12 protein-coding genes are annotated in these 9,468 nt (G+C 49.0%); 3 read left to right on the top strand and 9 right to left on the bottom strand.

Annotated elements, in window-relative coordinates; genetic code table 11:
- Positions 1-190: 190 nt before the first annotated feature.
- Together C7A19_RS11895 and C7A19_RS11900 are read left to right on the top strand one after the other, a co-directional pair.
- Positions 191-1,459: a serine/threonine transporter gene (locus C7A19_RS11895; RefSeq protein ID WP_069362540.1), complete on the top strand. Its 1,269-nt coding sequence runs from the start codon at positions 191-193 to the stop codon at positions 1,457-1,459.
- Positions 1,460-1,702: 243 nt separating this feature from the next.
- Entirely contained in the window at positions 1,703-3,064 is a 1,362-nt protein-coding gene (locus C7A19_RS11900; RefSeq protein ID WP_116644974.1) for an L-serine ammonia-lyase, read from the top strand.
- A gap of 87 nt (positions 3,065-3,151) precedes the next feature.
- Here the strand turns inward: C7A19_RS11900 and C7A19_RS11905 are convergent, their stop codons facing one another.
- Together C7A19_RS11905 and nfsA are read right to left on the bottom strand one after the other, a co-directional pair.
- On the bottom strand, positions 3,152-3,739 hold the full coding sequence (locus C7A19_RS11905) for a GPR1/FUN34/YaaH family transporter (RefSeq protein ID WP_116644975.1): 588 nt from the start codon (positions 3,737-3,739) through the stop codon (positions 3,152-3,154).
- A gap of 254 nt (positions 3,740-3,993) precedes the next feature.
- A complete protein-coding gene (gene nfsA / locus C7A19_RS11910) occupies positions 3,994-4,716 on the bottom strand; it encodes an oxygen-insensitive NADPH nitroreductase (RefSeq protein ID WP_116644976.1) in 723 nt (240 codons plus the stop codon).
- A 247-nt stretch (positions 4,717-4,963) separates the two neighbouring features.
- On the opposite strand from nfsA, the gene C7A19_RS11915 reads away from it, so the two are divergent.
- Entirely contained in the window at positions 4,964-5,230 is a 267-nt protein-coding gene (locus tag C7A19_RS11915) for a GrxA family glutaredoxin (RefSeq protein ID WP_077458277.1), read from the top strand.
- Positions 5,231-5,299: 69 nt separating this feature from the next.
- Here C7A19_RS11915 and C7A19_RS11920 read toward each other — a convergent pair whose 3' ends face one another.
- The 7 genes from C7A19_RS11920 to C7A19_RS11950 form a co-directional block, all read right to left on the bottom strand.
- Positions 5,300-5,572, bottom strand: coding sequence for a DUF4282 domain-containing protein (locus C7A19_RS11920; protein WP_069587258.1), 273 nt, complete (start codon positions 5,570-5,572; stop codon positions 5,300-5,302).
- Positions 5,573-5,616: 44 nt separating this feature from the next.
- On the bottom strand, positions 5,617-5,880 hold the full coding sequence (locus tag C7A19_RS11925; RefSeq protein WP_069587257.1) for a Txe/YoeB family addiction module toxin: 264 nt from the start codon (positions 5,878-5,880) through the stop codon (positions 5,617-5,619).
- The gene (locus tag C7A19_RS11930; RefSeq protein WP_021022842.1) at positions 5,877-6,119 is read right to left on the bottom strand and encodes a type II toxin-antitoxin system Phd/YefM family antitoxin; all 243 of its coding nucleotides are present in this window, start codon (positions 6,117-6,119) and stop codon (positions 5,877-5,879) included. Before C7A19_RS11930 ends, C7A19_RS11925 begins: the two co-directional genes overlap by 4 nt.
- A gap of 87 nt (positions 6,120-6,206) precedes the next feature.
- Positions 6,207-7,022: an arylamine N-acetyltransferase gene (locus tag C7A19_RS11935; RefSeq protein ID WP_116644977.1), complete on the bottom strand. Its 816-nt coding sequence runs from the start codon at positions 7,020-7,022 to the stop codon at positions 6,207-6,209.
- A gap of 60 nt (positions 7,023-7,082) precedes the next feature.
- Positions 7,083-7,724 carry a LysE family translocator gene (locus C7A19_RS11940; RefSeq protein WP_116644978.1) on the bottom strand — a complete coding sequence of 214 codons (642 nt, stop codon included), beginning with the start codon at positions 7,722-7,724 and terminating at the stop codon, positions 7,083-7,085.
- A 126-nt stretch (positions 7,725-7,850) separates the two neighbouring features.
- Complete coding sequence (locus C7A19_RS11945) at positions 7,851-8,468, bottom strand: FMN-binding negative transcriptional regulator (RefSeq protein ID WP_116644979.1); 618 nt, start codon at positions 8,466-8,468, stop codon at positions 7,851-7,853.
- A gap of 25 nt (positions 8,469-8,493) precedes the next feature.
- Complete coding sequence (locus tag C7A19_RS11950; RefSeq protein ID WP_116644980.1) at positions 8,494-8,958, bottom strand: GNAT family N-acetyltransferase; 465 nt, start codon at positions 8,956-8,958, stop codon at positions 8,494-8,496.
- Positions 8,959-9,468 lie beyond the last annotated feature (510 nt).

The following is a 9,468-nucleotide window of genomic DNA, read 5'->3' on the forward strand; positions in this document are numbered from 1 at the left end:
AACAAATATCTATACATCTATGCCTGCATAGTAGAGCAATCCACCTTTCGTTATTGATAGTCATCACATTTTGGTGCAATAGTCTGCGCACCACTTTTCATATAGCGATCTAGCTCTTGGTTTTCTCTGTGGAAATCGCCAGAATTCGCCTTCCCTGATTTCTGTTCCCGACAATGTGAGTAGTATTGTTATGCAAACCACCTCGACGACAGGTACCCGCGCAACGTCGCGCCCGCGCTGGACCAAACAAGATACAACCTGGGCGCTTTCCCTTTTTGGCACCGCGGTTGGCGCGGGTATTCTTTTCCTTCCAATCAACGCAGGCATGAGTGGCTTCTGGCCATTAGTGGTCATGACCCTGCTTGTCGGCCCAATGACCTTCTTTGCCCACCGCGGCCTCTCTCGTTTTGTTTTATCTTCTAAAAATGCGGGCAGCGACATTACCGAAGTGGTTGAAGAACACTTTGGTGTTGGCGCGGGTAAATTGATTACCTTGCTGTACTTCTTTGCCATTTATCCGATTGTGCTGATTTATGGCGTGGGGATCACCAACACCGTTGACTCCTTCTTGGTCAACCAGCTTGGCATGGCGTCACCGCCACGTGCGATCCTCTCGCTAGCACTGATCCTCGGCATGATGTCGGTGATGCTACTGGGCGAGAAAATGATGCTGCGCGTCACCCAGTTTTTGGTCTACCCGCTGGTTGGGATCTTGGTCTTTATGTCCATCTACCTGATCCCAGAGTGGAACACCGCGGCGCTATCGCAAGTGCCGTCCGCGGGTGACTTTACTATTACCCTTTGGATCTCGATTCCAGTGCTGGTTTTCGCCTTTAACCACAGCCCGGCGATTTCGTCTTTTTCCTTGGCACAGCGCCGTGATCACGGCGACGACGCGGAATACAAGTCTGGCCAGATCCTGATGCGCTCAGCGGCCATGTTGGTCGGTTTCGTGATGCTGTTTGTGTTCTCTTGCGTGCTGTCACTGACGCCAGCGGATTTAGAAGCGGCGAAAGCGGAAAACATTGCGATTCTTTCTTACTTGGCCAACAAACATGAAAGCCCGTTCATTTCCTTCTTGGGTCCATTGGTGGCCTTTGTTGCCATTGTGTCCTCGTTCTTTGGTCACTACCTGGGCGCACGTGAAGGCCTGAACGGGATTGCCACCAAAGCGCTACGCAGCATGGGTAAGCCGGTTGATCGCAAAAAAATCAACGTGTTTACCGTGGTATTCATGATCCTAACCATTTGGCTCGTCGCCACCCTCAATCCAAGCATTTTGGGGATGATTGAATCACTTGGCGGCCCAATCATTGCCACCATCCTGTTTATTATGCCAATGTATGCCGTGAAAAACGTGCCAGCAATGCAGAAATATTCAGGTACAATCAGCAACGCTTTTGTTCTGATTATGGGGCTGGTAGCCATTTCAGCGATTACGTACAGCATGATCTCTTAATCTCCAACGATTCTGAATCAGCCGTCTTGCTTAATCGGACACAGCGCGCGCAGCAGGCGCTATAGGACTGCTGCATTGGGCGCAATGCCCTCCGCATCCATCGATGTTTGCGGCTAACAAGGAGCAGTGAAGGCTGCTCCTTTTCATTATGGCGAGCCTGTGCTTGCCATCACAGTCAATACCATGGACGGATGGCGTAAACACTAAATCCATTGCCCTTAGGGCATTGACTGAGGTAGACACATGATCAGTGTTTTTGACATTTTTAAGATTGGCGTTGGCCCATCCAGTTCTCATACGGTTGGCCCAATGAAAGCGGGCAAGTGCTTTGTTGATGAGCTAACCGCCAGTCAGCGTTTAACCGACGTCGATCGGGTCACGGTTGACGTATACGGCTCATTGTCACTCACCGGTAAAGGCCACCACACCGACATCGCTACCATTATGGGCTTAGCGGGCAATACCCCTGAAACCGTTGATATCGACTCGATCCCCCGCTTTATTAAACGGGTCGAAGAGACAGAGCAATTGCCATTGGGTGAGCAGCAACACGCGGTGGCCTTTCCACGCGACGGAGGGATGAACTTTCATACCTCTAACCTCTCACTGCACGAGAACGGCATGCGCATTCATGCTTGGCAAGGCGATGAGTGTGTACTGAGTAAAACCTATTACTCGATTGGCGGTGGCTTTATTGTTGAAGAAGCCGAGTTTGGTCAGCCTGCCATGCAAGCGGTGCAAGTCCCTTACGACTTCAATAGCGCTGACGGCTTACTGGCACTCACCCAGGAAACTGGCTTTTCCATCAGTGGCTTGGTGATGGCCAACATGCGTAGCATGCACAGCCAAGAAGAAATCGACACCTATTTCGCCAATATTTGGCAAACCATGCAGGCGTGTATGGACCGCGGGATGGAAAACGAAGGCGTGTTACCTGGCCCGCTGCGCGTACCGCGCCGTGCTGCCGCCTTACGTCACCAGTTAAAAACCAGCGAAAAATACAACATTGACCCCATGACAGTGGTCGATTGGGTGAACATGTTTGCCTTTGCCGTTAACGAAGAAAACGCCGCCGGTGGCCGCGTGGTCACTGCCCCGACCAACGGCGCATGTGGCATTATTCCTGCGGTGCTAGCTTACTACGACAAGTTTATCGAGCCGGTTGATAAACCAACCTACACCCGCTTTTTTGCCGCCTCTGGCGCAATTGGTGGTTTATACAAACAAAACGCCTCCATCTCTGGGGCAGAAGTGGGTTGCCAGGGTGAAGTCGGCGTTGCCTGCTCCATGGCCGCAGCCGGCCTCGCTGAACTGATGGGCGGCAGCCCGCACCAAGTGTGCATGGCGGCTGAAATCGCCATGGAACACAACTTAGGCCTCACTTGCGACCCGGTTGCCGGGCAAGTACAAGTGCCTTGCATTGAGCGTAACGGCATTGCCGCGGTGAAATCCATTAATGCCTCACGTATGGCACTTCAACGTTCGTCCGAGCCGCGTGTATCACTAGATAAAGTGATTGAAACCATGATGGAAACCGGCAAAGACATGAACGCCAAATACCGCGAAACCTCACAAGGCGGATTGGCCGTTAAAGTGATGTGTTAATTCTTCACTATCACGCTTAATTGCGCATAAAAAAGCTCGGCCATGTAAGTGGCCGAGCTTTTTTGATCTCAACAATCTATCAAGCGTTTACGCGGTTTGCGGTGCTAGCGTTGCTTTTTGCTCGCCAACGGGCAACACGGTACGGCCATATTCTTCGTTAAGCACCTGCGCCATCGCGAAGTAAATCGCACTCAAGCCACACACAATTCCCTCAAAGCCTGCAATGGTGCCAATCAGCGCATTGCCGGTAAAATCGCGTGCCGCTAGCAAGAAGAAAAGTACGGTCAAGCTAGCAAAGACAAACTGCTTCGCCAGGCAGTAACGACGTGAACCGATGTACATAAAGCCGGTAAACACACCCCACATCACCAAGTACCAACCCATAAAGCCGGCTGGGCTCGGTTGAGCAATCCCCATTTCTGGCATGACAATTAGCCCTACCAGCGTCAGCCAAAACAGGCCATAAGAGGTGAATGCCGTGGTACCAAAGGTATTGCCCTTTTTGAATTCCATGATGCCGACAATCACTTGTGCCAAGCCACCATAAAAAATGCCCATCGCCAAAATCATGCTATCAATGGGGAAGAAACCCGCATTATGAATGTTCAATAATACCGCGGTCATGCCGAAACCCATCAACCCCAAAGGGGCAGGATTTGCCAGTTTGTTTTCCATCAGAGCCCTACTTCGTATAAAAACAATTTAATATTAAAAATGAGCGCGGATAACGTCAGATAAAAGTGATTATCACGCGCAAAAACGCGGCAATATTACGGTTTACAGGGCAGATGTAAATAGATTTTAGGGCTTAGCGGCAGGATTAGACAATAAATCCAACAAATCGGATAGCAAACTGGACAAAACGAGGTGATAAATAATAAAAAAGCAGCAAAACGCTGCTTTTTTATCCATCACGTTTAGACACTCTCTTAACGGGTGCTAAACCCTTTGCTGTGCAGAAAGTCTTTCATAAACGGACGCGCTTCTTTTTCTAGCGTGGCGGAGATCTGCTCGCTCCAGCTCATGTCTTTATTGCCGCCCGTGCGGGTTTGATAATACTCACGCACTTGGTTGTCATAGTCGCTTAGCGCCGCCTCATCAATGGCTTGATAGCTGTTTTCGTGCACCAAAAGCTGTGCGGGTAATTTAGGCTTGGTTTCGGGGTCTTGCGCCGGCACACCCAAGCACATACCAAACAAAGGCATCACGTGATTCGGCATCGCCAACAACTCGGCCACCTTTTCCGGCTGGTTGCGCAAGCCGCCGATATATACGCCGCCAAAGCCCATCGACTCCGCGGCCACCATCGCATTTTGCGCCATGATGGCACCATCAATCGCACCGATCAGCGTCTGCTCGGTAAAGCCTAACTTGGCATTCGGGTTGATTTGCTCGTGGCGATGGAAGTCCGCACACCACACCAAAAACTCCGCACAATCGGCCACATACGCTTGGTTGCCCGCGTATTCCGCCAGCACGCGTCGTTTTTCTTTGTCCGTCACACGAATAATACTGGTGCACTGTAAAAAGCTTGAGCTGGATGCCGCGCGCGCTGCATTAATAATCTGGGTTAATTGCTCGGGAGAAATCGCATCTTGCGTAAATTTACGAATAGAGCGGTGAGAAAGAAGTGTCTCAATCGTTGGATTCATTGTGCTTCCTTATTTGACGTTGAGCCGTTAAAGCGGGATTGAGAGGTTGTACACCTTTCTACACATGGAAGCAATCACCCTGCTCTGGCGCTTTACTCCCCACCAACCCCACAAGCTCGCCACCGCACGCGTTGGCACATCTTGGCGCTTATCATCGGTTTTTCCTATTGGTGCGAGAGGGAAATTCATCTTTTCTAACGTTCGCCCATCAGGCATAGTAGAGGTATTAACGCTAAAGGAGATGACTATGTTCGTCGTAATTTTTGGCCGCCCTGGCTGCCCATTCTGTGTTCGCGCAAAAGACCTCGCGGAAGAGCTAAAAACAAGCCGTGAAGATTTCAACTACCGCTATGTGGATATCCACGCAGAAGGTATTAGCAAAGCTGACCTAGAAAAAACCGTTGGCAAGCCAGTTGAAACCGTGCCACAAATCTTTGTTGACCAAGCGCACGTTGGCGGCTTTACCGAATTTGAAGCCTACGCCAAAGAAAACCTCGGCCTGTATCAAGAATAAGGCGCCGATAGTCTTGCTAAAAAGCCAGCATCTCGCTGGCTTTTTTAACCATCAATGATATCAACGCATTTACACGTCTGAACGCTCCTTCACGTCTTTTAAACTTTGAAGATTTTCGTTGATTTTAAAGATCACAATCATCAACTCACACCAAATCCTTGCCCCTACTGCACCGGCAACAATAGTAAACAGGCCAATAGCAACGTTTTCCAACCGCATCCCGCCGTAGCTACCAAACATAGTGCCCAGCCCAGAGAACAACGCAATCAGCAACAACAGCCAATACAGTCCGGTGACCAGTTTTGGCGTCAACATCGAATTAAAAAAGAAGATAGATTTCACACTTTGTTCCTTAAAAAATGAGAAAAAGGGATTCGAATCAGCCACTACTCATAATGGCTCCAGAGCCTGAGCACTTTCACCACCTGTTCATCCTCGAGGACTTGATAGACCAAGCGATGCTGAATATTAATACGGCGTGAATAGGCACCGGTGAGATCGCCGACAAGCTTTTCGAACGGAGGAGGTTTACGGTAGGGATCGTCTTCAATCAGTGCTAACAGTTCTTGCGCTTTTGGTTTGAGGCCACTGGAAGCCAGCTTTTTTGCGTCTTTCTGGGCTTGTTTGGTGTAAACCAACTTCCATGTCACCAGTCCAACTCCTCATCGCATTCATCCGTCGGCGTGGCGATGCCTTCGCGAATTGACTCACGCATCCCTGGTACAGAAAGCAAATAGAGTGTTTCCTGAATCGCTGACCAGTCTTCTTCTGAAATTAGCACCGCTTTGTTACGTTTGCCCGCAATAACAATGGGCTGATGTGATTCGGCGGTTTCATCAATGAGCCGATACAATTTGCTACGCGCTTCAGTGGCAGTGATCCCCGTCATAGCGCCTCTCCGGTGATTGCATTTTAAACAATTGTACGGCATCGAGTACGTACGTCAAGACGAACGTACTCGTTAATATCCGCTCACTCAAGCCGCCGAGTTGGCCGTAACCTGTGCAAACGCAGTTTCCAACACGGCTTTGGGCGGTTGCAATAAAAACACCTCATAAACCAACTGGGTTAACTCCTCGACGCTATCGATGCTTTTTTCGGTAATGAGGTGCCCTGCCGCATCCCAGACCAAAAACTGCTGATTACGGATCAAATAGCGGTGTGAAGCGGTGATCAACGACACCACAAGGTTATTGACGAAAACCGCATCGGGGTGTTGATGAGAATAGAAATGCGCCACTTCAAAGTCGGCTTCTACTACGTCGTAAAGCTCAACCTCGTACAGTGTTAGTGGCGGTTGATCGGGCTCGTGTAATACCACGGTCACCACATCGCCATTGCGTGTGATTTGATAGGTATCGTGCCCAATAGTGCAGGTGCGCTGGTTGATATTGAGTAACCCGCGCGGGGTCTTATTGCCAAAACCAACGTCCGCTAGATAAGTCTCGCCATCGAGCTCAAGCACATTCATACGGTGGGTGCGTGGATTGGTGGGCTTACCATTAAGCATCACCCGCGCTAGCACACTGCGCACTTCAAACCCCAAATGTTTCAGGGCAAGGTAGGCAATTTTATTGTGCTCAAAGCAATAGCCACCTTGTTGGTTCACCACCAACCGTTCAAACAAAGCATCCGTCTGTAAAGAAAGCGGCTGCCCCGCCAAGGCATTAAAGCTAGAAAACGCATACCGCGCCAAGTGCTTTTCAACAAGCTCAGTGACCAGTGCCACGCCCTTCGCCTCACTCAATCCGAGGCGATGTAAATACTCTTCAATCATGGGTGCTGATGTCATCGTCGACTCCTTATGTGAATGGCACCAGATTAATCTCTCAAGTAGGGTTGAGGTAAAGCCTCACGCAGGATTGCGGCTAAAGGCGGAGCGCAGCAATCCTAATCCTGCCAGCGCAAAGATCCCAGACACTACTCGCTCAACCCAATGCGCCACTTTTTGGTAGACGTTCATTACGCCGTTGATTGAAAACAACAGGGAGTACATCCCATTCACCAAAAAGCCGACCAGCATACAAGTCAGCACCGCCGCGACAAGAAACAGCCCATCGCTGCTTGAACCCATCCCAACCGACAAAGCCGCCATCCATGCCACCACGGTTTTAGGATTAGAGGAATTTAAAACCACGCCACGAACAAACCATTTTCGGTATCCCGCTTCTTGGTTATCGTTTGTGGAGACCGTCGCGGCGGCATTAAAGGATGATTTAAAAGAAAGGTAAGCCAGCCATAGAAGATAAACGCCACCCACGATTTTTAACAGCATAAGTAAATACACCGACCCTTGTAGCACCACCCCCAAGCCACTGGCGGCGACAATGCCCCAAAACAGCAGCCCAATGGATAACCCTGCGCCGTAAACAAGGCTGACTTTTCGGCCCTTACTCATGGCGATGGTTGCGTTGGAGATGTTCGCCGGCCCCGGGGAGACCGCGACAACAAAAAATGCGAAACCTATTGAAACGAGTGATAAAGCGTCAGTCATCCTTGCTCCTTGTTATCGGTGTTGTGTTTACAGTGGTTTTTCTTGTTTTAGACTTTAGAGAAGCTGCCGTACTCATCTTCCTGAGTCTTCGACGGCTAGCTGCTAATACACCACGAGTGGCAGGTGCTACTTATTACCGATCCCAAGATTGCGTTTTTTCATATACGCCGACAAGGCGATATCATTTGGATTCGTGCTGTCACTGAGTGCGGCGAACACGCCCGTTTGATCGTCCGATTTTCGATGTTGACCTAACTTTTCCTTTGCATGAATGTCGTCAACAACAATTTTAAAGCCCACGACTGACTGGCGCAGTTTCGCTTGATAATCGTTTGGCATCATTTCCGGTGCATCCAGCAGATCAGGCTCATACTTCGCCACAAGCTGCTTCATTGCCCATTCGTTTTCTTTGTCACTCAAAAGCTTTAAGACACCGTAACAATGCACAGCCGAATAATTCCATGTGGGTACAGCGGGCTTTGTCTCATACCAGGATGGTGATATATACGAATGCGGCCCATTGAAAATAACCACAACACGCTGATTTTCAGTTACTTTCCAATGTGCGTTAGCCTTGCCAAAGTGCCCATAAAGACAGCCTAACGCCTCTTCTTCTGCTTCATAGATTAAGGGTAAGTGTGTTGCATTCAAATCATTAGAAACGAGAACGCCAAAGCCATAATCGGAAATGAACGCCTTAATTGCGTCCTCGCCAGTCATTTCCATATTCTTGGGTATGTGCATATGCTCCTTGTTATCGATGTTGTATTTAGAGTGGTTTTTCCATCAGCACGCAATCTAAACGGATCCCTTTTTGGGAGTGATACGTTGATACCTCATCGCCCACAAAGCCGCATGCGCGATAAAAAGGCGCTGCATTGAGCGTGGATTCGAGCATTAGCAATCGCAAGCCCTGCTCTTTCGCTAGGTGCTCTAAAAACTGGAGCATCTTTTTCGCCGCCCCCCTGCCACTGTAATCTGGCTCAACAAAGATGGCATCGACTAGACCAGTTTGTGTGTTGAGCTTACCGCTACCGATGACCTGTCCGTCTATTTCAGAAACGTAAAACGTATCGACCACGTCGGCCATAAAACGCTCAGACACGGTACCCTGCGTCCAAAGTGAAAGCTGCTCTTCCGTATAGTGTGCCGAACACTTCGCTAAAATAGCTCGGTTTCTTAAATCAAAAATAGCCTGCGCATCGTTTTGGTTAGCTTTTCTAATGGTGATCAAAATGCGTCCTTGATTGTGTAAGCTGAGTGACTTTCTGTTATGCCGTGAAGGTAAAGAGTTTGTATTCTTGTCTGGCTAAGCGGAGTAAGTCTAGTGTCATCTTGATACCTTTGCTATGTTTGTAGCTAATTGAGGCTATTGACCGTTTAAAAACTACGTCTACTAGATGAGACAAACTTCCTCAACTTAGATGCTGTAACACTTCAATTTGAATGCTTCGTAGCAAGCTTTGAGTATGTTCTGACTGTAAATCGAGTTCGCACCAACCGTCAGTTCCCATGTATTCGGCAGAAATATATCTAATACTTTTAAGATCAATTTCATCGTTGATGACTCCAGTTAGCCTGAAAATACCTGACTTTGTATGGATTCTGCTAATTTTGAAATTTTCCATAAACCTCCGAGAACATAACGAATGACATGGACTCCCCCTCATGAAGATCTGCCACACACTTAGGTGCGGTCTTTAATACCGGAGGTAACCATGTCTACTCAATTCTTTTGTGGCGT

It is taken from the genome of Salinivibrio sp. HTSP (assembly GCF_003390965.1).
In the GTDB taxonomy this organism is placed as follows: Bacteria; Pseudomonadota; Gammaproteobacteria; order Enterobacterales; family Vibrionaceae; genus Salinivibrio; species Salinivibrio kushneri.

Bases quoted from the DNA above. Each gene is read 5' to 3' on its own strand.
- C7A19_RS11895 (WP_069362540.1), top strand. From the start codon at position 191: ATGCAAACCACCTCGACGACAGGTACCCGCGCAACGTCGCGCCCGCGC.
- C7A19_RS11900 (WP_116644974.1), top strand. From the start codon at position 1,703: ATGATCAGTGTTTTTGACATTTTTAAGATTGGCGTTGGCCCATCCAGT.
- C7A19_RS11905 (WP_116644975.1), bottom strand. From the start codon at position 3,739: ATGGAAAACAAACTGGCAAATCCTGCCCCTTTGGGGTTGATGGGTTTC.
- nfsA (WP_116644976.1), bottom strand. From the start codon at position 4,716: ATGAATCCAACGATTGAGACACTTCTTTCTCACCGCTCTATTCGTAAA.
- C7A19_RS11915 (WP_077458277.1), top strand. From the start codon at position 4,964: ATGTTCGTCGTAATTTTTGGCCGCCCTGGCTGCCCATTCTGTGTTCGC.
- C7A19_RS11930 (WP_021022842.1), bottom strand. From the start codon at position 6,119: ATGACGGGGATCACTGCCACTGAAGCGCGTAGCAAATTGTATCGGCTC.
- C7A19_RS11935 (WP_116644977.1), bottom strand. From the start codon at position 7,022: ATGACATCAGCACCCATGATTGAAGAGTATTTACATCGCCTCGGATTG.
- C7A19_RS11940 (WP_116644978.1), bottom strand. From the start codon at position 7,724: ATGACTGACGCTTTATCACTCGTTTCAATAGGTTTCGCATTTTTTGTT.
- C7A19_RS11945 (WP_116644979.1), bottom strand. From the start codon at position 8,468: ATGCACATACCCAAGAATATGGAAATGACTGGCGAGGACGCAATTAAG.